Source organism: Bradyrhizobium sp. LeoB3 (genome assembly GCF_055456055.1).
The window spans coordinates 17,308-41,333 of record NZ_JBVBEF010000038.1; the positions used below are offsets into that span (position 1 = coordinate 17,308).

The 24,026-nt window shown below is 63.2% G+C and carries 26 protein-coding genes and 1 tRNA gene; 12 read left to right on the forward strand and 15 right to left on the reverse strand.

The window, feature by feature from the left end; translation table 11 throughout:
• Positions 1–34 precede the first annotated feature (34 nt).
• From ACZXDY_RS23270 to ACZXDY_RS23280, 3 genes are all read right to left on the reverse strand, one after another.
• The gene (locus tag ACZXDY_RS23270) at positions 35–796 is read right to left on the reverse strand and encodes a glycosyltransferase family 2 protein (protein WP_464347096.1); all 762 of its coding nucleotides are present in this window, start codon (positions 794–796) and stop codon (positions 35–37) included.
• A 4-nt stretch (positions 797–800) separates the two neighbouring features.
• Positions 801–1,640 carry an FkbM family methyltransferase gene (locus ACZXDY_RS23275; protein ID WP_464347097.1) on the reverse strand — a complete coding sequence of 280 codons (840 nt, stop codon included), beginning with the start codon at positions 1,638–1,640 and terminating at the stop codon, positions 801–803.
• A gap of 118 nt (positions 1,641–1,758) precedes the next feature.
• On the reverse strand, positions 1,759–2,388 hold the full coding sequence (locus ACZXDY_RS23280) for a class I SAM-dependent methyltransferase (RefSeq protein WP_464347098.1): 630 nt from the start codon (positions 2,386–2,388) through the stop codon (positions 1,759–1,761).
• Between the two features lie 320 nt (positions 2,389–2,708).
• On the opposite strand from ACZXDY_RS23280, the gene ACZXDY_RS23285 reads away from it, so the two are divergent.
• The 7 genes from ACZXDY_RS23285 (at position 2,709) to ptsN (ending at position 9,292) form a co-directional block, all read left to right on the forward strand.
• The gene (locus tag ACZXDY_RS23285; protein ID WP_464347099.1) at positions 2,709–3,323 is read left to right on the forward strand and encodes a ribonuclease D; all 615 of its coding nucleotides are present in this window, start codon (positions 2,709–2,711) and stop codon (positions 3,321–3,323) included.
• Between the two features lie 163 nt (positions 3,324–3,486).
• Positions 3,487–4,230, forward strand: a complete 744-nt coding sequence (gene lptC / locus ACZXDY_RS23290) for an LPS export ABC transporter periplasmic protein LptC (protein WP_028164841.1) — start codon at positions 3,487–3,489, stop codon at positions 4,228–4,230.
• Positions 4,227–4,925 (forward strand): LptA/OstA family protein, encoded by a 699-nt coding sequence (locus ACZXDY_RS23295; protein WP_464347100.1) that lies wholly within the window; start codon positions 4,227–4,229, stop codon positions 4,923–4,925. Before lptC ends, ACZXDY_RS23295 begins: the two co-directional genes overlap by 4 nt.
• Positions 4,926–5,178: 253 nt before the next feature.
• The gene (gene lptB, locus ACZXDY_RS23300) at positions 5,179–6,186 is read left to right on the forward strand and encodes an LPS export ABC transporter ATP-binding protein (RefSeq protein WP_464347101.1); all 1,008 of its coding nucleotides are present in this window, start codon (positions 5,179–5,181) and stop codon (positions 6,184–6,186) included.
• A gap of 94 nt (positions 6,187–6,280) precedes the next feature.
• The gene (rpoN, locus tag ACZXDY_RS23305; RefSeq protein WP_464347102.1) at positions 6,281–7,918 is read left to right on the forward strand and encodes an RNA polymerase factor sigma-54; all 1,638 of its coding nucleotides are present in this window, start codon (positions 6,281–6,283) and stop codon (positions 7,916–7,918) included.
• Between the two features lie 77 nt (positions 7,919–7,995).
• A complete protein-coding gene (gene hpf, locus ACZXDY_RS23310) occupies positions 7,996–8,598 on the forward strand; it encodes a ribosome hibernation-promoting factor, HPF/YfiA family (protein WP_028164845.1) in 603 nt (200 codons plus the stop codon).
• A 232-nt stretch (positions 8,599–8,830) separates the two neighbouring features.
• A complete protein-coding gene (gene ptsN / locus ACZXDY_RS23315) occupies positions 8,831–9,292 on the forward strand; it encodes a PTS IIA-like nitrogen regulatory protein PtsN (protein ID WP_027581007.1) in 462 nt (153 codons plus the stop codon).
• A 106-nt stretch (positions 9,293–9,398) separates the two neighbouring features.
• On the opposite strand, the gene ACZXDY_RS23320 is transcribed toward ptsN, so the two are convergent.
• The 8 genes from ACZXDY_RS23320 to ACZXDY_RS23355 all read right to left on the reverse strand — a co-directional run bounded on the left by ACZXDY_RS23320 (position 9,399) and on the right by ACZXDY_RS23355 (position 16,724).
• Positions 9,399–9,665 carry a BQ00720 family protein gene (locus tag ACZXDY_RS23320; RefSeq protein WP_028164846.1) on the reverse strand — a complete coding sequence of 89 codons (267 nt, stop codon included), beginning with the start codon at positions 9,663–9,665 and terminating at the stop codon, positions 9,399–9,401.
• 49 nt (positions 9,666–9,714) lie between these two features.
• Positions 9,715–10,140 (reverse strand): Hsp20 family protein, encoded by a 426-nt coding sequence (locus ACZXDY_RS23325; RefSeq protein WP_028164847.1) that lies wholly within the window; start codon positions 10,138–10,140, stop codon positions 9,715–9,717.
• Positions 10,141–10,421: 281 nt separating this feature from the next.
• Entirely contained in the window at positions 10,422–11,510 is a 1,089-nt protein-coding gene (locus tag ACZXDY_RS23330) for a sn-glycerol-3-phosphate import ATP-binding protein UgpC (protein ID WP_464347103.1), read from the reverse strand.
• Positions 11,511–11,513: 3 nt separating this feature from the next.
• Complete coding sequence (gene ugpE, locus ACZXDY_RS23335) at positions 11,514–12,362, reverse strand: sn-glycerol-3-phosphate ABC transporter permease UgpE (protein ID WP_464347104.1); 849 nt, start codon at positions 12,360–12,362, stop codon at positions 11,514–11,516.
• Positions 12,362–13,243, reverse strand: a complete 882-nt coding sequence (ugpA, locus tag ACZXDY_RS23340; RefSeq protein ID WP_464347105.1) for a sn-glycerol-3-phosphate ABC transporter permease UgpA — start codon at positions 13,241–13,243, stop codon at positions 12,362–12,364. Before ugpA ends, ugpE begins: the two co-directional genes overlap by 1 nt.
• Before the next feature lie 68 nt (positions 13,244–13,311).
• Positions 13,312–14,631, reverse strand: coding sequence for a sn-glycerol-3-phosphate ABC transporter substrate-binding protein UgpB (gene ugpB / locus ACZXDY_RS23345; protein ID WP_464347106.1), 1,320 nt, complete (start codon positions 14,629–14,631; stop codon positions 13,312–13,314).
• Positions 14,632–14,934: 303 nt separating this feature from the next.
• The gene (locus tag ACZXDY_RS23350) at positions 14,935–16,140 is read right to left on the reverse strand and encodes a CaiB/BaiF CoA transferase family protein (RefSeq protein ID WP_464347107.1); all 1,206 of its coding nucleotides are present in this window, start codon (positions 16,138–16,140) and stop codon (positions 14,935–14,937) included.
• Between the two features lie 158 nt (positions 16,141–16,298).
• Positions 16,299–16,724: an organic hydroperoxide resistance protein gene (locus ACZXDY_RS23355; RefSeq protein ID WP_464347108.1), complete on the reverse strand. Its 426-nt coding sequence runs from the start codon at positions 16,722–16,724 to the stop codon at positions 16,299–16,301.
• Between the two features lie 156 nt (positions 16,725–16,880).
• On the opposite strand from ACZXDY_RS23355, the gene ACZXDY_RS23360 reads away from it, so the two are divergent.
• Complete coding sequence (locus tag ACZXDY_RS23360) at positions 16,881–17,345, forward strand: MarR family winged helix-turn-helix transcriptional regulator (RefSeq protein WP_028167313.1); 465 nt, start codon at positions 16,881–16,883, stop codon at positions 17,343–17,345.
• 6 nt (positions 17,346–17,351) lie between these two features.
• Here the strand turns inward: ACZXDY_RS23360 and ACZXDY_RS23365 are convergent, their stop codons facing one another.
• The 3 genes from ACZXDY_RS23365 to ACZXDY_RS23375 all read right to left on the reverse strand — a co-directional run bounded on the left by ACZXDY_RS23365 (position 17,352) and on the right by ACZXDY_RS23375 (position 18,228).
• Positions 17,352–17,591 (reverse strand): GIY-YIG nuclease family protein, encoded by a 240-nt coding sequence (locus tag ACZXDY_RS23365; RefSeq protein WP_130226708.1) that lies wholly within the window; start codon positions 17,589–17,591, stop codon positions 17,352–17,354.
• Between the two features lie 86 nt (positions 17,592–17,677).
• Positions 17,678–17,753 (reverse strand) — tRNA-Ala (locus tag ACZXDY_RS23370).
• Between the two features lie 64 nt (positions 17,754–17,817).
• On the reverse strand, positions 17,818–18,228 hold the full coding sequence (locus ACZXDY_RS23375; protein ID WP_464347109.1) for a TIGR02300 family protein: 411 nt from the start codon (positions 18,226–18,228) through the stop codon (positions 17,818–17,820).
• 111 nt (positions 18,229–18,339) lie between these two features.
• On the opposite strand from ACZXDY_RS23375, the gene aroA reads away from it, so the two are divergent.
• Together aroA and cmk are read left to right on the forward strand one after the other, a co-directional pair.
• Positions 18,340–19,734, forward strand: coding sequence for a 3-phosphoshikimate 1-carboxyvinyltransferase (gene aroA / locus ACZXDY_RS23380; RefSeq protein ID WP_464347110.1), 1,395 nt, complete (start codon positions 18,340–18,342; stop codon positions 19,732–19,734).
• Positions 19,731–20,369 (forward strand): (d)CMP kinase, encoded by a 639-nt coding sequence (gene cmk / locus ACZXDY_RS23385; protein WP_464347111.1) that lies wholly within the window; start codon positions 19,731–19,733, stop codon positions 20,367–20,369. The genes aroA and cmk overlap by 4 nt, the downstream gene beginning before the upstream one ends.
• On the opposite strand, the gene ACZXDY_RS23390 is transcribed toward cmk, so the two are convergent.
• Positions 20,366–20,515, reverse strand: a complete 150-nt coding sequence (locus ACZXDY_RS23390; protein WP_155255439.1) for a hypothetical protein — start codon at positions 20,513–20,515, stop codon at positions 20,366–20,368. The genes cmk and ACZXDY_RS23390 overlap by 4 nt on opposite strands.
• Before the next feature lie 547 nt (positions 20,516–21,062).
• Between ACZXDY_RS23390 and rpsA the strand changes: the two genes are divergently transcribed.
• A complete protein-coding gene (gene rpsA, locus ACZXDY_RS23395; RefSeq protein WP_208823358.1) occupies positions 21,063–22,772 on the forward strand; it encodes a 30S ribosomal protein S1 in 1,710 nt (569 codons plus the stop codon).
• A 219-nt stretch (positions 22,773–22,991) separates the two neighbouring features.
• Positions 22,992–23,969, forward strand: a complete 978-nt coding sequence (gene sppA, locus ACZXDY_RS23400; RefSeq protein ID WP_028167308.1) for a signal peptide peptidase SppA — start codon at positions 22,992–22,994, stop codon at positions 23,967–23,969.
• The last annotated feature ends 57 nt before the right edge of the window (positions 23,970–24,026 follow it).

Sequence of the window (24,026 nt, forward strand, 5' to 3'; positions counted from 1 at the left end):
CGAGCATGTGAACAAGCTCTCCGGCTCGCTGCCATCAACGCTCACGCTTGGCGTGCGCTGAATATTCCGCGAGACGCCGCCATTTCGCGGCGGAATATTGCCGGTTGTACTGGGCCACGCCCCAGCCGGCGGCGCCGTCGAGGAAGCCCAGGCGCAGAACGTAGACTTTCAGGAAAGCGGCCAGACCGTGCAGAGGCGCAGCGAACCGGCCTGCGCGGCGGCCACGGGCGTTCATCTGCTCCGCCGCGGCTCGCGAATAGCGGTCGATCTTGTCCTCGGCGTCGGACCAGGATTCGATCGAATCATGCTCGATGGTGACATCGATCCGCCTGATGGGGCCGTCCACGATCAGCCCCTCGTGGACCAGATCGTCTGAAAACCGGGCCTGTCCGCGCCGAAACAGGCGGACGATATAATCGGAAGACCAGCCTCCGAATCTCAACGCCTTGCCGCAGAAACGCGACCGCCGGAGCGTCTGGTAGGCGGCAGGCGCATCTGGCGCGTTGATGGCGCGTTTGATCCGCTCGCCAAATTCCGGCTCGATCCATTCGTCGGCGTCAAGCGACAAAACCCAGTCGCCTCGCGCCAACTCCAGCGCGCGGCTCTTCTGCGGCCCGTATCCCGGCCAATCCGATGTCACGACCACACGCGCGCCACTCTCGCGGGCGATCTCCACCGTTCGATCGGTGCTGCCGCTGTCGACAACGATGATCTCGTCCGCATCGACCGAACGCAGACACCGCGCAATGCAGTGCTCTTCGTTCTTGGTGATGACGATGAGCGACAGCCGCGGCATGCCATCATCCCGCCGGCTGCTCGGCCTGCCCGGATGAGGCGCCGGCGCCGCCGTTCCTTGTTGGCTTGATCCAGAGGATATCGGTCTGGTCTTCGATGCGGCGCAGATCCTTGAGCTCAACGCGGACGGCCTTGGACGACGTGCCAGCGAGCTGATGCGCGACAAATCCAGCCGCAAGCAGCCGATCGACCATCCCTTCGACCGACAGATCGCCGTCGCGGCTCAATTGAGGCGAGTACTCCGTGATGACGACATCGGCGCGCTCGAGTGCCTTGACGGCGCCGGCGAGAACCGCGGGCTCAAAGCCCTCGACATCGATCTTCATCAATAAAATTCTGTCCTGCGCCAGCCCAAGGGCGTCGAGCGCGGAATCGACATCGGTCAGCGGGACCATGCGCGAGCCCAGGCCATAGTTCTTGATCAGCGAGTGGCGCCCGTTGTTGGACCTCTTGTAACGGTGCAGGTGCGCGTGCCCGGCGGCGGCTCCGACGGCGCAGGGGTAGACGACGACCTTGTCGATGTCGTTGACCGTGAGATTGCGATCGAGCAGCCAGGCGTTGGTCGCATCCGGTTCAAACGCTACCACGGTGGTGACGGAGGCATGTTGAGCCGCATGCACCGCGTGCCAGCCGAGATTGGCGCCGACGTCGACGACGATCCCCTTCGGTCGGTTTTGCAGGTACTCGCCAATCCAGTCGGTCAATTGCGGTTCAAACCGGCCATATTTAGCGATGTGGCGGCCGATGACGTCGCGGCACTGGACGAAGAAGCGCAGCTTCGACCCTGTTGCATAGGTCTCGAACGACGTGCCTTGCGGCATCATCCAGGCGAGCAGGAGCTTCATCGATTGGAGCGGTCTGGGTATTCGGCGCATCGTCCTGATCGTATCCCGATCTCCCGGCCTCTTCGGGAGGAGATCGTCCGTACAAAGCGGGCGCGCTAAAGTCCAGACGCTGCCAAGGTCAGGGGAGGTCGGTCCTGCGGAATAGGCTGAACTGGAACGACTGCTGCGTGCTCCATGGCGTCGCGTGCCTATGTTGTCGGTGGTCGGTGAGCTGGAACGCGGGAGCCAGAATCCGGCCGAGGCTTTCAGGGTCATAGCGCACCACAGGCAAGCCACTGCAGCGCTCCGGTCCGTCCAATGCAAAGGTGGCGATGATCGCGTGGCCTCCGACCTTCACCGCCTGCTTCAAGCGGTCGACATAGGCACTGCGGTCGCGCTGCTCGGTCAGGAAGTGGAAAGCGGCACGATCATGCCAGATGTCGTAGGTCCTTCGCGGCTCCCACGTCGTGACGTCAGCGACGATCCAATCGACCTTTGTAGCCCGGTCCCCAAGACGGGTTCTGGCAACCTGCAGCGAAGCTTCGGATATATCGAGCACGGTCACATCTTCGAACCCATTCTCGATGAGGTTATCGATCAAACGTGAAGCACCGCCGCCGATGTCTATGATAGCGGAGGCGCGCGTCGCTCCGACCTGCATGATCAATTCGATTGAAGGAGTTGGGCTCTGTTGAAACCAGCTGACTTCGTTCTCGGACTTGCTGGTGTAGACGCTTTGCCAATGAGCCTGTCGATTCTCGCTGTGCACGGGTTTGCTCCGTTGGTCCAGCTTGCAGCCGGTGGCCCGGGTGGAGCGCAGCGCGCAACCCAGGTTACGGCATATTCACCCGGTTCCTGCCTCTTTGATCCTATCAACAAACGAAGCAAAATTCCCTAGTTTCTACAAGGACAAGCGCGGGCCGTGCCACATCCTTTGCGGGCCACCCGACTGCCCTGCTTGGTACGACGGAAAACCCCGATAAATGGTCGTTTTTGATGCATCTGAGGGCCTCCCGGCGCTCGCCTCCTCGCGCTTTGGAGGCTAGTGTCGCGCCTCGAATCGAACTTTTTTGACCGAGGCACGCTTTCATGACCATTCGCCTGCACCGCGGCGATTTGCCGGACCTGTCCCGCTACAAGGATGCCGTTGCGATCGACACCGAAACCATGGGGCTCAATCCGCATCGCGACCGGCTCTGCGTAGTGCAGATGTCGGGTGGCGACGGCACCGCCGACGTCGTGCAGGTGCCAGCGGCGCCCGGCGATGCGCCGAACCTGAAGGCGCTGCTCGCCAATCCGAATATCCTGAAGATCTTCCATTTCGCGCGGTTCGACCTCGCGGCGCTCTACAATGCCTATGGGGTGATGCCGACACCGGTCTACTGCACCAAGATCGCGTCCCGCCTCAGCCGCACCTATACCGACCGTCACGGGCTGAAGGATCTGGTGCGCGAGGTGCTCAATATCGAACTGTCGAAGCAGCAACAATCGAGCGACTGGGGCGCGCCGACGCTGAGCGAGGCGCAGCTTGCCTATGCCGCGTCCGACGTGCTGCATTTGCATGCGCTGCGCGAAAAGCTCGATGCCATGCTGGCGCGTGAGGGTCGTACCGAATTGGCGAAAGCCTGTTTCGAATTCCTGCCCGCCCGCGCCCGGCTCGATCTCGGCGGCTGGGAAGCCGAAGATATTTTTGCGCATTCCTGAACCTGTCCGAGGCGGGCGTGATAAGGCGTCCGTCCGCCCCGTTTCGGTCACACTCGTAACGCGAGTGTGCGGCAGTCGCGACGCGACGTCCCGGCTGCGCAATCCGGCGGTCCCGGGTAGAATGGTGTAAGCCTTTGCCAGACTTCGCGCCCTTGGAGTAGCGGTGAATTCGGTCCAGACCCCAGCCTATCTAGCCGGCCTCGAGGCGCGCTTTGCCGCCGCCGAGCGCCACAGCCGGATGGTGCGGATTCTGCGCATCGCGGTCCCTGCGGCGGTGGTGCTGTCATTGCTTGCGATCGTTGGGGTGTCGGTCTTCAATCCGTTCCGCATGCTGTTGCCGAAGCTGCCGGTCGACATCGGCAACCTGGTCGTCTCCGGCACCAAGATCACGATGGAATCGCCGCACCTCGCAGGCTTCTCCACCGACCAGCGCCCATACGAGCTCTGGGCCAAGGCGGCGATCCAGGACCTCACGGACCCCGATCATGTCGAGCTCCAGACCCTGCGCGCAAAGATGCTGATGGAAGACCGCACCACGGTGACCTTGGATGCGCGCACCGGCTTCTTCGACAGCAAGCAGCAGCAGCTCGACCTGCGCAAGGACATCTTCCTGCAATCGTCGACCGGCTATGAGGCCAAGCTCTCGCAAGCCTTCGTCGATATGAACAAGGGCACGGTGACGTCGGACGAGCATGTCGACGTCAAATTGCTGAACGGCACGCTGACCGCCGACAAGCTCCGGATCTACAACAACGGCGAGCTCGTGCGCTTCGAAGGCAATGTCGTGATGAATTTGATCATGGATAATCCGCCGGCCCAGGCTGAACCAGAGCCGGCGCCCGCACCTGCGCCGCCGCCACCACAGAAAACGCGCTCGGGCTCAGGCAAGTCCGCCAACACGAAATGATCTTCATGAAGCAGTTTTCTTCGCGCGGTGTTGCAACGGCGGCCTTCGTGCTCGCGATGATCGCACCGGGTCCGGTGCGCGCGCAGGGCGCAGTCTCCGGCGTGCCCAACGCCATGCAGGGCTTTACCCAGAATCGCGACCAGCCGATCCAGATCGAGGCGGCGGCGCTCGAGATGCGCGACAAGAAAAAGGAAGCGACATTCTCGGGCAATGTGAAGGTGGTACAGGGCGACACCACCATGACGTCGAAGACGCTCGTCGTGTTCTATGAATCGAGTTCGGGACAAAGCTCGCCGCCGCCGTCGAACGCCAAGAGCGCAAAATCTGCGCCGATGCAGTCGGCCCAGCCGGGGCCGGGCGGCAGCTCCTCGATCAAGCGGCTGGAGGCCAAGGGCAACGTCGTGGTCACCCAGAAAGACCAGGTCGTCACCGGGGAGACCGCGATCTTCGACACCAAGGCCAATCTCATCACCATGCTTGGCGGCGTCGTGCTGACGCAGTGCAAGAACGTGCTGCGCGGCGATCGGCTGCTGGTGGACATGACGACCGGCGTCTCGCGCGTGGAATCCGATAGCGGCAGGGTGCAGGCCCTGATCCAGCAGGGACAGGGCGGGCAAGGCGGCGGCGGGCAAGGGGGCTGCCCGCCCCCGCCCGGTAGCCCGTCTGGCGGATCGTCGTCCAGTAAGTTGAAATAAATCAATGACTTAATGAATATCTCGAGGCGGCGAGGTTGAAGCCGGCGGGGCGAGACTGTATCTAGGCCATGATCCGGAAAAATGGGAACCGGTTTTCCGAACAGAGAGTGGACGTCCGGTGGTGGAACGCGCCAGGGGGTGGGCGAGCGATTCCGCAGGGCAACGGCATCCATGCACATTCAAGGTTCGCGAGCGAATCGATTAGGCCGCGGGCGTAGTCCCCGGGGATACCGTGAAAGGCTGGCGAAGCGGGATGGTGGACATATTCGGCATGTTCCGAAGGCGCCCTGCGAAACGCAGTTCCGGCTTCGCGCGTTCGCGTGACGACATCACCGCGCTCGACGATTCCTTTGGCGAGATGCTGACAAGCTCTGTTCGGGATACGCCGCCGGTGGCGCGTGCCGCCCCGATGCCCGGCCTGGAAGTGCCGCATCCGCAACCGGCGCCCGAGCCGCCCAGGGAGGAGAGGTCGCGCCCGCGCGCCGCCAAGCCCGCAAAGACCAAGGCCGCCAGCGCGGCGCCGCGCCTGATCCGGCGCCCGGGCTATCTGGCTGTGCATAGCGTGGAAAAGAGTTTCGGCAGCCGCCAGGTCGTGCGCGGCGTCAGCATCTATGTCCGCCGCGGCGAGGCGGTCGGCCTGCTCGGCCCCAATGGTGCCGGCAAGACCACGGTGTTCTACATGATCACCGGGCTGATCAAGGCCGATCGCGGCGCCATCGAGCTGGATGGCCACGATGTAACGAAACTGCCGATGTATCAGCGCGCCCGCCTCGGCATCGGCTATCTTCCGCAGGAAGCCTCGATCTTCCGCGGATTGTCGGTCGAGCAGAACATCCGCGCGGTGCTTGAAGTGGTCGAGCCTTCAAGGAAGAAGCGCGAGGCGGAACTCGATGCGCTGCTCGACGAGTTCAACATAACGCGGTTGCGAAAGACACCGTCGATCGCGCTATCCGGCGGCGAGCGCCGCCGCGTCGAGATCGCCCGGGCATTGGCGACGCGGCCCAATTACATGCTGCTCGACGAGCCCTTCGCCGGCATCGATCCGATCGCGGTCGGGGACATCCAGGATCTGGTCCGTCACCTGACCAATCGCGGTATCGGGGTGCTGATTACCGACCACAATGTGCGGGAAACGCTCGGCCTGACCGACCGCGCCTACATCGTTTACGCCGGGGAAATCTTGACGGAAGGCAGTCCGGATGAGATCGTCAACAATCCGGATGTCCGCCGACTTTACCTTGGCGAAGAATTCCGCCTCTAGTCCTTCTTTCCGATCCGTCAAGCCGTGTACATTGGCCTTGGACTAGGCTAAGCAAGAATCGAGCCAACTTCTTTTTTGGACCGTTCCTGCCTCCATGGCACTGACCCAGAGACTAGAGTTCCGCCAGTCGCAGTCGCTGGTAATGACGCCGCAGTTGATGCAGGCGATCAAGCTGCTGCAATTGTCCAACCTGGACCTCTCGGCCTTCGTGGAGGAGGAGCTGGAACGGAACCCGCTGCTGGAACGCAGTAGCGACGGTCCGGAACCGCCGGTGCCGGGCGAGCCTGCGATGGAGCGGCAGGAATTTTCTGACACTGACGGTTCCAGCTATGGCGAAGCCGGTGGCGAGGCGGCGAGTTCCGCCGACGGCTTCGAGCCGGGCCAGGAAGAATGGCTGAATCGTGATCTCGGCAGCCGCGCCGAGATCGAGCAGACGCTCGATACCGGCCTCGAAAATGTGTTCTCCGAAGAGCCGGCGGAGGCTGCTGAACGCGCCGCGAAAGACGCGGCCCCGACCGCCTATACCGAATGGGGCGGCGGTGCCTCGAGCGATGAGGACTACAACCTCGAAGCCTTTGTCGCCGCCGAGCTGACGCTTGCCGACCATCTCGCCGAGCAGCTTGCGGTCGCGTTCGCCTCGCCTTCGCGGCGTATGATCGGGCAGTATCTGATCGACCTCGTCGATGAGGCCGGCTACCTGCCGCCTGACCTCGGACAGGCCGCTGAGCGGCTCGGTGCGCCGCAGCACGAGGTCGACGTAGTGCTCTCGGTGCTGCAGAAATTCGATCCCCCCGGTGTCTGCGCGCGAAACTTGAGCGAGTGCCTGGCGATCCAGCTCCGCGAACTCGATCGCTACGACCCTGCGATGCAAGCCCTGGTCGAAAATCTCGATCTCCTCGCCAAGCGTGACATCGCATCGCTGCGGAAGCTGTGCGGCGTCGACGACGAAGACATCACCGACATGATCGGCGAGATCCGCAGGCTCGATCCGAAGCCGGGCCTGAAGTTCGGCACGTCGCGGACGCAAACCATGGTGCCGGACGTCTATGTGCGGCCGGGGCCCGATGGCGGCTGGCATGTCGAGCTCAACAGCGACACCTTGCCACGCGTCCTAGTGAACCAGACCTATTATGCCGAACTGTCCAAGACGATCCGAAAGGACGGCGACAAGTCCTATTTTACGGATTGCCTGCAGAACGCGACCTGGCTGGTGCGCGCCCTCGATCAGCGCGCCCGCACGATCCTCAAGGTTGCAACCGAGATCGTGCGCCAGCAGGACGGCTTCTTCACCTATGGCGTGGCGCACCTGCGGCCGCTCAATCTGAAAGCCGTGGCGGATGCGATTCAGATGCACGAATCGACGGTGTCGCGTGTGACCGCCAACAAATATATGGCGACCAATCGCGGCACTTTCGAACTCAAGTACTTCTTCACGGCGTCGATCGCCTCCGCCGACGGCGGCGAGGCGCATTCTGCCGAAGCCGTGCGTCATCACATCAAGCAGTTGATCGACGCCGAATCGCCGTCCGCGATCCTCTCTGACGATACGATCGTGGAACGATTGCGCGCGTCGGGCATTGATATCGCCCGCCGCACCGTCGCGAAGTATCGCGAAGCGATGCGAATTCCTTCCTCGGTGCAGCGCCGCCGCGACAAACAGAGCATGCTTGGAAACGCCCTTTCAGCACCTGCTTCCTCTCCGGACCGGTCGCGCGATACCGCACCGGTGTAATTGCGTTCGCGTTAAATCGCGCTAGTCTTGGTACCCCTCCGAAGCGATCGGGGGTTTCATAGGCATAGAGGCACGCAATGACTCTTCGAATCTCGGGAAAGAGCATCTCAATCGGCGAGGCGCTTCGCGCACGCGTGAACGAGCGCACCGATGAGGTTCTGAAGAAATATTTCGACGGCAACTATTCCGGCCATATCACGCTGAGCAAGGACGGCTTCGGCTTCCGCACCGACTGTGCGCTGCACCTGGATTCCGGGATCACGCTGGAAGCGGATTCGAACGCCCCCGACGCCTATGCCAGCGCCGACGCCGCGCTCCTGATGATCGAGAAGCGCCTGCGCCGCTATAAGAGCCGGCTCAAGGACCGCTCGGCCCGCAAGGCCTACGCGGCCTCCGCCGCCCTTGCCGAGCTCAACGGCGTCCCCCTGGATGCGCCAAGCTATGTGATCGAGGCGCCGGCGGAAGGCGAGGGGGAAGTCACCGAATACAGTCCCGTGATCATCGCGGAGGCGACCACTTCGCTGAAGCGGCTGTCGGTCAGCGAGGCGGTGCTGGAATTGGACCTGACCGGCGCAGCCTGCCTGGTCTTCCAGCACGGTGGGAGCGGCCGTGTGAACATCATTTACCGCCGGGCGGACGGCAATGTGGGCTGGGTCGATCCTCCCGTGGTTAATCCATGATGGTTATGCCGTTCCGCATTGACGCGCCCCGTGGCCGTCCCTATGGTCCGCCGCCCTTAAGCATAGGCTCAAGGGAACTAGCCGGCGGGAGTTGGCACGGCTCATGCCTTGGAGTAGAAGCCGCCCGATCGGGATCTGGGCCAAAAAGCCGCTTCCCGATTCATCTTCTTGACGCCTGCGCCTGACAACCTATTTCGCAACTTGACGGTTCACTTCACCCTCGGAACGCCCCATGACGATTACCGATCTGGTCGCACCCGAGGCGATTCTCCCGGCGTTGAAAGTTATCAGCAAGAAGCAGGCGCTGCAGGAGCTCGCCGCGCGGGCCGCAACTCTTACGGGGCAGAACGAACGTTCAATCTTCGAGGTATTGCTGCAGCGCGAGAAGCTGGGCACCACCGCAGTCGGTTACGGCGTCGCCATTCCCCACGGTAAATTGCCGAAGCTGGAAAAGCTGTTCGGCCTGTTCGCGCGCCTGGAGCGCCCGATCGATTTCGAGGCGATGGATGGTCAGCCGGTCGACCTCATCTTCCTCCTGCTCGCCCCCGAAGGCGCCGGCGCCGATCACCTCAAGGCCCTGGCGCGCATCGCCCGCCTGTTACGCGACCAGGACGTCGCCAAGAAGCTGCGTGCTTCCCGCGACGCGCAGGCGATCTACTCGGTGCTAGCGCTGCCGCCGGCAAGCGCGGCTTAGCGCTCGCACGCATTCTTCACGAGACAAAAAAATACGCGGACCGTCTTCAATTGAAGACAGCCCGCGCATTTGAATTCGCAGTTTGTCGCGTTCGTCAGCCAACGCGTCAGTGCACGCTGACGGCCTGCAGCTCGTTGCTCCACGCGTTGGCGACCGCGGCTTCCCGGCTATCGGTCAGCATCATCGGCGTGCCGTCGGCGGCATGGAGCGCGAAGAGTTTGAGTCCCGGCGCAATCTTCGGCGCCTGGGGAAAGAGATCCGGTACATCCTCGGAACGGACCTGCTTCACATAGGCAATATGACCCTCGCCCAGATGGGCCAGCGCCTCCGGGGACACGCTATCGCGTTCTAACGTCGTACTCACTTCACTCATGGTCTCGACTCCTCTGTCGAATAAGCGGTCGAGTCCGCTCCTCGTTCCATTATTCGTGTTCGTTGATGGCGATTGTCTTAATGACCCTTTCAGGTTCCGGCCTGGCCAGATCGACCGACAACAGCCCGTTCTTCAGATCGGCGCCCAGCACCTGCATCCCCTCCGCCAGCACGAAAGTGCGCTGGAAGTGGCGCGCGGCAATGCCGCGATGGATGTATTGCCGAGCCTTATCCTCCTGTTGGCGGCCCCGAATCACGAGCTGGTTTTCCTCAACCGTCACATCGAGTTGGTCGCGGGTAAACCCCGCCACTGCCAGGGTGATGCGCAGGCGTTCGGGGTGGCCGTTGGACCGGTCAAACCGTTCGATGTTGTATGGAGGATAGCCGTCGGCGCCTTTCACGACCCGATCGAGCGCACGCTCGATCTCGTCGAATCCCAAAAGGAACGGACTGGACAACGTTGGAACACGAGACATCCAAAGTCCTCTCGAAGCGACTTTGAGGGGCCCTTGCGGCACCCCATGCAACCGATGGGCCTCTTGCCCTCCGGTCATGAGCGAATATGGGGGCGATTCGCGGTGGGTTCAAGCACCTCTGGAATCAGGATTAATCGGGCCAGTGGCAACCTCAAACGCCGTCATTCCGGGGCATCGCGAAGCGATGAACCCGGAATCCATTTCTCTGCGTGGATGCGGTGCGATGGATTCCGGGTTCCCGCTGCGCGGGCCCCGGAATGACGAGGAGAGGGATCTAGGCTTCAGCCGATCCGTTTCCGGCCATCGGCCGTAAACAGGTGCAATTTGTCGCGAGGGGCGACCGCCCGAATGCGCTCGCCGATCGCCGGGCCGGTCGCGCCGGGGACCCGGACGATAACCTCGCCGGGCGGCAGTTCGCCGGGGTTGGCGGCCACGCCCTGTTCCTCGCGCTGGCGGGTGCCGTAGACGAAGGTCTCGGCGCCGACATGCTCGATCGCCTCCACGGTGAGGCCAAGCGCGATGCCGCCGGCGACCGATTCGTTCGCGATCACGAAGTCTTCGGGCCGGATCCCGAGAATGCCGGCCTTGCTGGCACTGATATCGCCGGCGAGCTGCGACCTGAGCTCATCGGAAGCCAGCGGCATCAGGTTCATCGGCGGCGCGCCGATGAAGGCGGCCACGAAGGTGGTCGCCGGCTTCTGGTAGATTTCGAGCGGATTGCCGATCTGCTCGACCAAGCCGCCGTTCATCACGACGAGAATGTCGGCGAGCGTCATCGCCTCAAGCTGGTCATGGGTGACGTAGATCGAGGTCGTGTTCAGCCGGCGCTGCAATTTGCGGATCTCGACACGCATCGCGATGCGCAGCTTGGCATCTAAGTTCGACAACGGCTCGTCGAACAGGAACACCTTCGGCTGCCGCACGATCGCGCGCCCCATCGCAACGCGCTGCCGCTGGCCGCCGGAGAGCTGCCGCGGCTTGCGGTCGAGCATCGCGGCAAGCTCGAGGATGCGCGCGGCTTCCTCGACGCGCGTCCTGATCTCCGCCTCCGGCATGCGGCGGTTACGCAGGCCGTAGGCCATGTTGTTGTAGACGCTCATATGCGGATAGAGCGCGTAGTTCTGGAACACCATGGCGATGTCGCGATCGGCGGGCTCGACCCGGTTGACCACGCGGCCGCCGATGTCGATCTCGCCGCCGGTGATGGTCTCCAGTCCCGCCACCATGCGCAGCAGCGTCGACTTGCCGCAGCCGGACGGGCCGACCAGCACGCAGAACTGGCCGTCGCCGACCTCGAAATCGATGCCCTTGATCGCTTCGAAGCCGCCCGGATAGGTCTTGCGGACGCTGCGGAGGGTGACGTTAGCCATGTCTCACTTTTCCGTCTCCACCAGTCCGCGTACGAACAGCTTCTGCATCACCACGACCACGAACACCGGCGGCAGCATCGCGAGCACGGCAGTCGCCATCACCACGGGCCATTCGGTCAGCGCGTCGCTGGTGGTGATCATCTTGCGGATGCCGATCTGGATCGTCTGCATGTCGTCGCGCGTGGTGATCAACAGCGGCCAGAGATACTGATTCCAGCCGAGGATGAAGAGGATGACGAACAGCGCCGCCATGTTGGTGCGCGACAGCGGCAACAGCGTATCCCAGAAGAACCTGAACGGCCCTGCGCCGTCGATCCGCGACGCCTCGAGCAACTCCTCGGGGACGGTCATGAAGAACTGGCGGAACAGCAGGGTCGCGGTGGCGGATGCGATCAGCGGCAGCGCGAGGCCGGCATAGCTGTCGAGCAGATGCAGGTCGGCGACGGTCTTGTAGGTCGGATAGATCCGCACCTCGACCGGCAGCATCAGCGTGATGAAGATCAGCCAGAACATTGTCATCCGGAATGGAAAGCGGAAATAGACGATGGCATAGGCCGAGATGATCGAGACCGCGATCTTGCCGAATGCGATCAAGAGCGCCATCACCAGCGAGTTGAGCAGCATGGTGCCGACCGGCTCGCGGGTCGAGCCGCTCGTGCCGACGAAAATGGTCTGGTAGTAGGTCTGAAGAAAATGGCCGCCGGGCAGGAGCGACATCTGGCCGTTGGCGATCGCGGCGTTTTCCTGGGTGGACGCAACGATGGCGAGATAGACCGGAAACGCGACGATCGCGATGCCGATCCACAGGATCGCATGCGCGACGTAGCGCTGGATGCCTTCCTGCTCGACCATCAGTAGGTCACCTTGCGCTCGACGAAGCGGAACTGCGCTGCCGTGAGGCCGATGACGATGATCATGAGGATCACCGACTGCGCCGCGGAGCCGCCGAGGTTGCCGCCGAGCAGGCCGTCGACATAGACCTTGTACACCATCGTCTCGGTGGCCTTCGCCGGTCCGCCGCGCGTCATCGTGTCGATGATGCCGAACGTGTCGAAGAAGGCGTAGACGATGTTGACGACCAGGAGGAAGAAGATGGTCGGCGACAGCAGCGGGAACGTCACCGTCCAGAACCGCCGCATCGGCCGCGCGCCGTCGATCGCGGCGGCCTCAAGCACGCTTCTCGGAATGCTCTGCAGGCCGGCGAGGAAGAACAGGAAATTGTAGGAAATCTGCTTCCAGGCGGCGGCGAGAATGATCAGGAGCGCGGCCTGATTGCCGTCGAGCAGCGGATTCCAGTCGATGCCCATGCCGCGCAATCCCCGCGCCAGGATCCCGAGCGAGGGGTGCAGCATGAACACCCAGAGCACGCCGACCACCGGCGGAGCGACCGCATAGGGCCAGATCAGGAGCGTGCGATACAGCGTTCCGCCGCGCAGCGGCCTGTCGGCCATCACAGCCAGCAGCAGCGCAAACGACAGCGACGAGAACGCGATGGCGAAGGAGAAAACGAAAGTCCTGACGATCGCCGCCCAATAATCCGGCTGGCTCAGGATGTCCTGGTAGTTCTCGAACCAGACGAAACTGGTCGAGAGCCCGAACGCATCCTGAAGCAGGAAGGATTGCACAACGGCCTGCGCGGCCGGCCAATAGAAGAAGATCAGGACGATCGCGAGCTGCGGCGCGACCAGCGCAAAAGGCAACAGCTTCGACTGGAAAACCGACTGCTTCTGCATGACACCCCAGATCAGCCGTCGTCCCGGCTCAAGGCCGGGACGACGATATCAAAATGAAGCGAGAGATCTCAGCGTACAGCGGTTTTTTCAAACTGCCGGAGCATCTGGTTGCCGCGCTCGACGGCGGCATCGAGCGCCTGCTTGGCCGTCTTCTTGCCGGCCAGCGCCTGCTCGATCTCTTCGGCCCAGAGGTCACGAAGCTGGACCATGTTGCCAAGGCGCAGGCCGCGCGAGTTCTCGGTCGGCTCCTTGTTGGTGAGCTCCTTCAGCGGGGTCTCCAGATAGGGCTGGTCCTTGTAGAAGCCCTCTGCCTTCGCTTTCTCGTAGGCGGCCTTGGTGATCGGCAGATAACCGGAGGCCTTGTGGATCTCGACCTGGCGGTCGGTATCGGAGAGGAAGGCAAGGAACTTGGCGACGCCCTTGTATTCCGCAGGCGTCTTGCCGCCCATTACCCACAGCGAGGCCCCGCCAATGATCGAATTTTGCGGCGCGCCCTTGGCGTCGGGATAGTAGGGCATCGGTGCGTTGGTCCAGTTGAACTTCGCCTGCGACTTCACATTGCCGAAGAAGGCCGACGAGGTCAGGAAGATCGGGCACTCGCCCGACGTGAAGCGGCCCTCGCCGGCGTTGGTGCGGCCGGAATAGTCGTAGGTCTTGTCCTTCTGCAGCTCGACCAGATTTTCGAGATGCTTGACCTGCAGCGGTCCGTTGAACTGCAGCACGGTGTCAAAGCCGTCGAGCCCATTGGCCTTGCTGGCCAGCGGCACGTTGTGCCAGGCCGAGAGCTGCTCGAGATTGACCCAGGTCGCCCAGGCGTTGGAGAAGCCGCAATTGCTGTAGCCGGCGGCCTTCAATTTTTTTGCCGCGGCGAACACGTCCGGCCAGGTCTTCGGAATCTCGGCGATATCAGCCTTCTTCAGGGCGTCGAGATTGACCCACATCACCGTCGAGGACGAGTTGAAGGGGAAGGACAGCATCTCGGCTTTCGAGGTCGAGTAGTAGCCGGTGATCGCAGGCAGGTAGCTGCTCGTATCGAATTTCTCGCCGGCCTCCTGCATCAGCTTATAGACCGGCTTGATCGCGCCGGTGGCCGCCATCATGGTGGCGGTGCCGACCTCGAAGACCTGCATGATGTGGGGCGCGTTGCCGGCGCGGAACGCGGCAATGCCGGCATTCATTGTATCAGCATAGCCGCCCTTGTAGGTCGGAACGACCTTGTACTCGCTTTGCGATGCGTTGAAGTCATTGGCGAGCTTGACCACGACGTCGTTGTTGCCGCCGGTCATTGCGTGCCACCACTGGATCTCGGTCACCGCAAATGCCGGCGAAGCGCCGAATGCCAGTGCGACCGCGATTGCCGCTGCAGCGCCGAACTGTCGAAAAGCCATCAAAACCCCTCCCATTAAGCCGCCATCTCCGCCGGTTGCGCTAACAGCGCGGAATGACGTGAAAATGACCTATAAGCGAAGATCAGGGTACCGGGGAAGCCGGCGAAAGGTAGAAACCACTAACAGCACCGATGACGGCGCCCCGAACGTCGGGGCCGGCGCTGGCTTTAGCCGTCATTCCGCGGCCCGATGACAGGCTCCGCGTGAGCCCGGAATCCATTCATCCACATCGTTTGTGGCCCGATGGATTCCGGGCCTGCGCCTTCGGCGCATCCCGGAAAACGAGCACGTAGCCTGGGCAGGTCAGCGCTTCCGCTCGGGCCCGCAGACCACGCCCTTGGCGATGAGCGACTCGACTTCCGCCTGCGAGTAGCCGAACTCGCCGAGCACCTCGGCGGCGTGCTGGCTGAACTTCGGCGGAGTGCGGCGCAGGCTGGGTTTGGTGCGTTCCAGCTGGACCGGCGAGGCGACGCCCTTGTACCAATCCTTCTCGATGATATCGCCGCGATAGATCGTGTGCGGGTTGGTCAGCGCCTGGTCGATCTTCTGCACCGGGCCCGCCGGCAGGCCGGCCGCGAGCAGGCGGTTGCACAGCGGCTCGGCCTCATACTGGCTGAACACCGCGGCAAGCTCGGCACGCAGCGCGTCGCGGTTGGCGATGCGATCCTTGTTGCGGGCAAAGCGCGGATCAGTGCCGAGCTCGGGCTTGCCGATCTCCTTGGCCAGTTTGCGGAAGGTGCCGTCATTGCCGACGCCGATGAAGATGTTGTCGGTCTTGGTCGGGAAGATCGCGTAAGGAACGAGATTGGGATGCTCGTTGCCGGTGAGGCCGGGCGGCTTGCCGTGCATGAAATAGTTGGCCGTGTGCGGATGCATGATCGCAAGGCCGGTTTCATACAGCGTGGTCTCAAGGAACTGGCCGCGGCCGGAGCGCTGCCGCTCCGACAGCGCCATCAGGATGCCGATCGCCGCATAGAGCCCGGTGGTGATGTCGACCAGCGGCACGCCGATCCGCATCGGGCCGCTTTCCGGCGAGCCGGTGGCGGCGATCATGCCGGTCATGGCCTGGATGATCGCATCATAGCCGGGATTGCCGCCGCGCGGGCCGTCGGCGCCGAAGCCGGAAATCCGGCAATGCACCAGGCGTGGGAATTTCGCGCGTAGCACATCGTTGCCGATGCCCCATTTGTCGAGCGTGCCCGGCTTGAAATTCTCGATCAGGACGTCGGCGCCTTCGAGCAGCTTCATCAGCACGGCACGGCCGCCTTCGGAGGCAAGGTCGAGCCCGATCGAGCGCTTGTTGCGGTTGATGCCGACGAAATAGGCCGCATCCTCCTCATGAAAGGGAGGGCCCCAGTCGCGCACTTCGTCGCCGGCGGGCGGCTCGACCTTGATCACGTCGGCGCCGTGGTCGGCGAGAATCTGGGTGCAATAGGGACCGCCGAGCACGCGCGTCAGATCGATCACGCGCAGGCCGGCCATTGCGCCTGCGACCGCTTCTGAACTCATGGGAAACCTTCGCTCAAGTCAAACAGATGGAGGGCTCGCCAGAGCTAGCGGTCTTCGAACGCGGCGGCAATGCCTTATCGCGCGTGGGGGCATGCCGTCACCGATCGCAACGCGAATAGCCCGCCGCAAAAAATCAGCGGGCTATTCCGCCATACGGATTACACCACGTTCAGGCGTACATCGACATTGCCGCGCGTGGCGTTGGAATACGGGCACACCTGGTGGGCCTTCTCCACCAGCGCCTCTGCATCCGCGCGCGGGAGCCCGGGCAGGGAGATGTCGAGCGCGATATCGAGGCCGAAGCCGCCTTCGGAGCGCGGTCCGATACCGACCGTCGAGGTCACCGAAGCGTCGGCGGGCACCTTCGGGCCGCCCTGCGAGGCCACGAACTTCATCGCGCCGATGAAGCAGGCGGCGTAGCCGGCCGCAAAGAGCTGCTCGGGGTTGTTGCCGGCGCCGCCGCCACCGCCGAGCTCCTTCGGGGTGGTGAGCTTGACGCCGAGTGCGCCATCGAGCGTTGCGGCATGGCCGTCGCGGCCGCCGGTGGCCTTTGCGCTGGTCTTGTAGAGCACGTTCACGGACATGGGGTGTCTCCCTCATCAATGGTTTCGACGCCACTTACATTGCAGGCAATTGGATTGCGCGCAATATAAAACGCATGGCCTCACACTTAATTGTTCGCAATTGAATGTGCGGCCGCACCGGCCCACAATGAACTGAGATTCTGACGAGGCTGAGAAATGGCACGGAAACAATTGGCGGTCGCGGACCAGCCGCTACGGCTCGACAATCAAATCTGCTTTGCGATCTATTCGGCCGCGCACGCGTTCAACCGCGTCTACAAGCCGCTACTGGACCGGCTCGGCCTGACCTATCCGCAATACCTGGTGATGCTGGTGCTATGGGAGAAGGACGGTGTTCCGGTCAAGGATATCGGCGAGCGGCTGTTCCTGGATTCCGGCACGCTGACGCCGCTGCTCAAGCGGCTGGAAGCGGCGCAGTTCATCAAGCGCACACGTAGCAAGGAGGACGAGCGGCAGGTGCTGATCGCGCTCACGCCGCCGGGGCAGGCGCTGAAGGAAAAGGCGAGAGCAGTGCCGCAGCAGGTCCTGGTTGCTTCGGCCTGCTCGATCCCCGAACTCTCGGCGATGAAGAACGAGATCGTCGCGCTGCGAGACAGGCTGAATGCGGCGGTGGGGGAGTGAGGGGGATCAGAGGCGCTTCTTGGCGAAGGCGCGGCCGGAGTGGGACTTGAGATATTTCTCGAAGGCGAGCGCTTTGTACTTATCGGGGAAGGCGCAGTACCAGATCAGTTGCCATGGCTTGAACTTGGCGGTGTGCGCGGACCTGCCGGCATTGTGTTCCGGAAAGCGCCGTTTCAAATCCGCAGTGGCGCCGATGTATTCCTGGTCCGGGAAATTGATGCTGCGGATGATGTAGACGTACCACATCAGGAATGTCTGGCAGGAGGTCTACGACACGCTTCGCCCTTCGAGCTCCGCGCGGCTGCGCCACGCGTAGCCCGAAGGGCGAAGCGTGGTGGAGCCAGGCGGGATCGAACCGCCGACCTCTTGCATGCCATGCAAGCGCTCTCCCAGCTGAGCTATGGCCCCTTAAGGGATCGCGAGCCGCATCCGACTCGCGCGGAGAGACCCAGAACACAGTTCTGGATCGATCTCAAGTCTCTTCATCGCCTCCGACGTCGCCAATGATGTCCGTGACGTCCTCATCGCCTTCTTCTTCGTCGGCAATGAAGGTGGAATCATCATCGTCATCGTCTTCGAGGGTCTCGTCGATCTCGATGTCGTCCTCGGATTCGGGAACGACGGCCTTGACCTTGCCGGTGTTCTCCTCGGCGTCGGCCTCCTCGAGCGAGACCAATTCTTCGGCCTCCGCGGGCTCCGGCATATCCGCAGCGGTGGTGGCCGCAGCGACGCTGGCGCCACGGGTTGTGCGCGGCGGCGCCACGGGGGCGATCGGCACGACTTCGCCGGTGTAAGGCGAGATAACCGGGTTCTTGTTCAGATCATAGAACTTCTTGCCCGTGGTCGGGCAAATGCGTTTGGTTCCGAGGTCGGACTTGGCCACGTGGTGATCCCAGGAATTTTCTGAAAAGCGGTGCTTCACTTGGCTAGTTGAGGGGCCGCTGTCAATAGCGGTTTGCGGGCATTTGTCACCGGGTGACGCCGGGGGTTCGATATGTTACCTGCCGCGCCGCGAGAGGACGTGATCTTGGCCCATTCCGACCACCAGAACCCCGAAAAGACCCCCTCCAAGACCCCCCTGGAGGCCCGCACGAGCGGTCCCCTGAGCGGCAAGGCCCGCGTCCCCGGCGACAAGTCGATCTCTCACCGGGCCCTGATCCTGGGCGCGCTGGCGGTCGGCCAAAGCCGGATTTCCGGGCTGCTCGAGGGCGAGGACGTGCTCAATACCGCCAAATCGATGCGGGCGCTCGGAGCCGAGGTCGAGCGTACCGGCCCGTTTGCCTGGTCAGTCCGGGGCGTCGGTGTCGGGGGCTTCGCGGAGCCCGCCGGGCCGCTCGATTTCGGCAATTCCGGCACCGGCTGCCGGCTGGTGATGGGAGCGGTTGCCGGCTGTCCGATCACGGCGATCTTCGACGGCGATGCCTCGCTCCGCTCGCGGCCGATGCGGCGGATCCTCGATCCCTTGGAACTGATGGGCGCGAGGGCGGGGGACATGAGAGAGGGCGGCCGGCTGCCATTAACGCTGCATGGCGCCCGCAACCCGGTGCCGATCGTCTACAAGACCCCTGTCGCCTCGGCCCAGATCAAGTCCGCGGTGCTGCTGGCGGGGCTGGCAGCGCCCGGTGTCACCACGGTGATCGAGCAGGAGGCCAGCCGCGATCACACCGAGCTGATGCTGAAGCATTTTGGCGCCGCGCTCACCTCGAGCAAGGAAGGTAGCCACGGCCGCCGGATCGCGCTGACCGGCCAGGCGGAACTGCACGGCGCCGAGGTCGTCGTTCCCGCCGATCCCTCCTCGGCCGCGTTCCCGGTCGTGGCGGCGCTGGTCGTTGGCGGCTCCGATATCGTGCTGCCCGACGTCATGACCAATCCGCTGCGCACCGGACTGTTCACCACGCTGCGCGAGATGGGCGCCTCGATCGAGGAGGACGAGTTGCGCATGGACGGCGGCGAGCCGATGGCGCGCCTGCGCGTACGTGCTTCCAAATTGCGCGGGGTCGAGGTGCCGCCGGAACGCGCGCCGTCGATGATCGACGAATATCTGGTGCTCGCGGTGGCGGCCGCTTACGCCGAGGGCACCACCATCATGCGTGGCCTGCAGGAATTGCGCGTCAAGGAATCCGATCGCCTCGAAGCCACCGCCGACATGCTGCGTGTCAACGGCGTCAAGGTCGAGATCTCAGGCGACGATTTGATCGTCGAGGGCAAGGGCCATGTGCCCGGCGGCGGCGTGGTCGCCACCCACATGGATCATCGCATCGCGATGTCGGCCCTGGTGATGGGGCTCGCCGCCGACCGGCCGGTGACGATCGACGACACCGCCTTCATCGCCACCAGTTTCCCGGATTTCATTCCGATGATGCGCTCGCTCGGCGCGGAGTTTTCATGATCATCGCTATCGACGGGCCGGCCGCATCCGGCAAGGGTACGCTGGGAAAGAGGCTCGCCGCCCACTATGGCTACCGCCATCTCGACACCGGCGTGATCTATCGCGCGGTGGCGAAGGCGCTGCTCGACGCCGGCGTCGACCTCACCGATGAAGCGCGCGCGATCAAGGCGGCGATGGAACTGGACCCCGAGAAATTCGGCCATCCCGAGTTGAAGACTCAGCGGATCGGCGATGCGGCGTCCGTGGTCTCGGCGATCCCGAAAGTGCGCGAGGCGCTGGTCAATTTCCAGCGCCAGTTCGCCGCCGATCCGCCCGGCGCGGTGCTTGACGGCCGCGACATCGGGACCGTGATCTGCCCGCATGCCGATGTGAAGATCTTTGTCGTCGCCGATCCGCGTGTGCGGGCGCGGCGGCGGACGCTGGAGGCCCGCGCGCGGGGCGAGGACGCTGACGAGGCCGCGGTGCTGGCCGATATTCTCAAGCGCGACGAGCGCGACAAGAACCGCCCGGTGGCCCCACTGAAGGCGGCGCCAGATGCGCATACGCTGGATAATTCCGATCTCGATATCGAGGCCGGCGTGCGCGCCGCGATCGACATTGTCGAAGCGGTGCGCGCGGCGCGTGGACGGGTCTAGCGCGTCGAGGATTCCTGGTCAGCCAGGCCGGAGGAAGACTGTGCAGCCGAAAAGGTCCGCATCGACGCCGCCGCGCCAGGCATCGCGGCGATGGCATGGCCGAGTGCGAACGCAGCGACGACGGCCAGGGCGATCAGGCTTTTCATGGTTGTTCCCTGTCTCTTGGGTGGGCCCCACTCTGCGCGGGCTCACTTAAGCCCGGGTTCCACCACAAGCCCTGCCAGATGCCTTTCGCGCGACACGGTCAACAATTGTTCAAATGCAGTCCGGCATTGTTAAGGCTTGTGTCAGCCTTAAAGCCCCGCAAATCGGGCATTTCTGGCTTGCCGAAAATAGCGGTGGATATTATATCAGCAGCGTCCGTGCCGCCATCGACTATGTCGGGGCCGCCCGAGCGGGCCGGCAGCGGGGTATGAGCCCCGGCCGATATTGGAGGAGCGCCCGCTCCATCGGTTTCTGACGTCGATCTTTCGTTTCCGGGCTCGGACGTCTACGTCACGCGCATTCTTTCGCAAAACCGGTTTCCACTTTTGCGGAATGCGCGCCATCAACGTATCGAACATGTGGCTTGCTGCCGGCCCGCTTTTGCGCCCTCGCGCAAGGAGCGGTCGTCAGGATTTGCGGACCTGACACCACATGCGCGGTGCGCCCTTAACCCGAACGGCCGGCAAGACACCCGCATCTGGAGAACATATGGCTTCGAATACTGCTGCTTCCTATAGTCCTACCCGCGACGATTTCGCCGCGATGCTCGATGAATCCTTTGCCGGCGGCAATCTGCAGGAGAGCTCGGTCGTCAAGGGCAAGGTGGTTGCCATTGAAAAGGACATGGCCGTCATCGACGTCGGCCTGAAGACCGAAGGTCGTGTGGCCTTGCGCGAATTCGCCGGCCCCGGCCGCGAAAGCGATCTCAAGGTCGGCGACGAGGTCGAGGTGTTCCTCGACCGCATCGAGAATGCGCTGGGCGAAGCGGTGCTGTCGCGCGACAAGGCGCGGCGTGAGGAGAGCTGGGGCAAGCTCGAGAAGGCGTTCCAGAACAACGAGAAGGTCACCGGCGTCATCTTCAACCAGGTCAAGGGCGGCTTCACCGTCGATCTCGACGGTGCGGTGGCCTTCCTGCCGCGCTCGCAGGTCGATATCCGTCCGATCCGCGACGTCGCGCCGCTGATGAACAATTCGCAGCCGTTCCAGATCCTCAAGATGGATCGCCGCCGCGGCAACATCGTGGTGTCCCGCCGCACCGTGCTGGAAGAGACCCGCGCCGAGCAGCGCCAGGAGCTGGTGCAGAACCTCGAAGAGGGTCAGGTGATCGACGGCGTGGTCAAGAACATCACCGATTACGGTGCGTTCGTGGACCTCGGCGGCATCGACGGCCTGCTGCATGTCACCGATATCGCATGGCGCCGCGTCAATCACCCGACCGAGGTGCTCTCCATCGGCCAGACCGTGAAGGTCAAGATCATCAAGATCAACCACGAGACGCACCGCATCTCGCTGGGCATGAAGCAGCTCCTGGACGATCCGTGGCAGGGCATCGAGGCGAAGTATCCGCTTGGCGCCCGCTTCACCGGCCGCGTCACCAACATCACCGACTACGGTGCGTTCGTCGAGCTCGAGCCTGGTATCGAAGGCCTGATCCACGTCTCCGAGATGTCGTGGACCAAGAAGAACATGCATCCCGGCAAGATCGTCTCCACCTCGCAGGAAGTCGAGGTGCAGGTGCTCGAAGTCGATTCGGTCAAGCGCCGCATCTCGCTCGGCCTCAAGCAGACCATGCGCAACCCCTGGGAAGTCTTCGTCGAGAAGCATCCGGTCGGTTCGGTGGTCGAGGGCGAGGTCAAGAACAAGACCGAGTTCGGCCTGTTCCTGGGCCTCGAAGGCGATGTCGACGGCATGGTGCACCTGTCCGATCTCGACTGGAAGCTTCCGGGCGAGCAGGTGATCGACAACTTCAAGAAGGGCGACCTGGTGAAGGCTGTCGTGCTCGACGTCGATGTCGAGAAGGAGCGCATCTCGCTCGGCGTCAAGCAGCTCGAGGGCGATCCCTTCGCCGAGCCGGGCGACGTCAAGAAGGGCGCGGTCGTGACCTGCGAAGTGCTCGAAGTGAAGGAGAGCGGCATCGAGGTGAAGATCTCCGGTACCGACTTCACCACCTTCATCAAGCGCTCGGAACTCGCCCGCGACCGCAACGATCAGCGCGCCGAACGTTTCGCCGTCGGCGAGAAGGTCGATGCGCGGGTGATCCAGTTCGACAAGAAGGCCCGCAAGGTGCAGGTCTCGATCAAGGCGCTGGAAGTGGCCGAAGAGAAGGAAGCCATCGCGCAGTACGGCTCCTCGGATTCGGGCGCGACGCTCGGCGACATTCTCGGCACTGCACTCAAGAATCGTGCCAACGAGAAGTGAGCACTTGCTTTCTTCGTCGCATCATCAAGCCCCGGCTTCGGCCGGGGCTTTTTTGTTCAGGGGCTACGGCTGCGTATCTCGGCGTATTCCATCCGTGCTACGCTTGTAACTCTATGCCAGCCTTGTTTTCTTCATATTGCACCGCAATTGATGTATTTTGATAACCTCTCCGTCATCCTGTGATTGCAAGAACGCGTTGAGCTCTTTTGGAGATTTTCGATGTCGCTTGATTCAGACGTGATCGTCGATCGTCGTCGGATTCGCCGCAAGCTGACCTTCTGGCGCGTCGCGGCTGCGGTGGTTGCGGTCGCGGCCCTTGTCGGCGTCGGCGTGATCGTCGCGGGTGGGCGCGGCTCGCTGACGGCGGCGGGATCGATCGCGCGCATCAATATCGAGGGCCTGATCCGCAGCGACCAGGATCGTGTCGAGGCGCTGGAACGGCTCGAGAAGTCGCAAGCTGCGGCCGTCATCGTCCATATCAATTCGCCTGGCGGCACCACCGCCGGTTCCGAGCAGCTTTACGACGCGCTGACGCGGCTGAAGGCGAAGAAGCCATTGGTCGTCGTGGTCGAGGGATTGGCGGCGTCCGGCGGTTACATTACCGCGATTGCCGCGGACCACATCGTCGCGCAGCAGAGCTCGCTGGTCGGCTCGATCGGCGTGTTGTTCCAGTTTCCGAATGTCAGCGAGCTCCTGAAAACCGTGGGCGTGAAGGTCGAGGAGATAAAGTCCTCGCCGCTGAAAGCCGCGCCCAACGGCTTCGAGCCGACCAGCCCGGAAGCGCGCGCCGCGATCGATGCGCTGGTGAAGGATTCCTATGCCTGGTTCCGCGGCCTCGTGAAGGAGCGACGCGGCATGGATGATGCCCTGCTTGAAAAGGTCGCGGACGGGCGTGTCTTCACCGGCCGGCAGGCGGTGGAATTGAAGCTCATCGATCAGCTCGGCGATGAGAGGGCTGCGGTCGCCTGGCTGGTTCAGGAGAAGAAGATCAAGAGCGAATTGCCGGTCCGCGACTACAAGCTCAATCCGCGCTTCGGTGATCTGACATTCCTGCGCACGGCCGCTTCGGTCACGCTTGATGCATTTGGTTTGAGCGCGATTGCGCGCCGCATTGAGCAGGCCGGCCTGGTCCAGGCAGTCGATCGGTTCGGCATGGATGGCTTGCTGGCGCTTTGGCAGCCGTCGGGGAGCAATTGAGATGCGCACAATCGGTCTCTGGCCGCGCTCCCGTATTGCGGGAATCGCGAAAAGCCG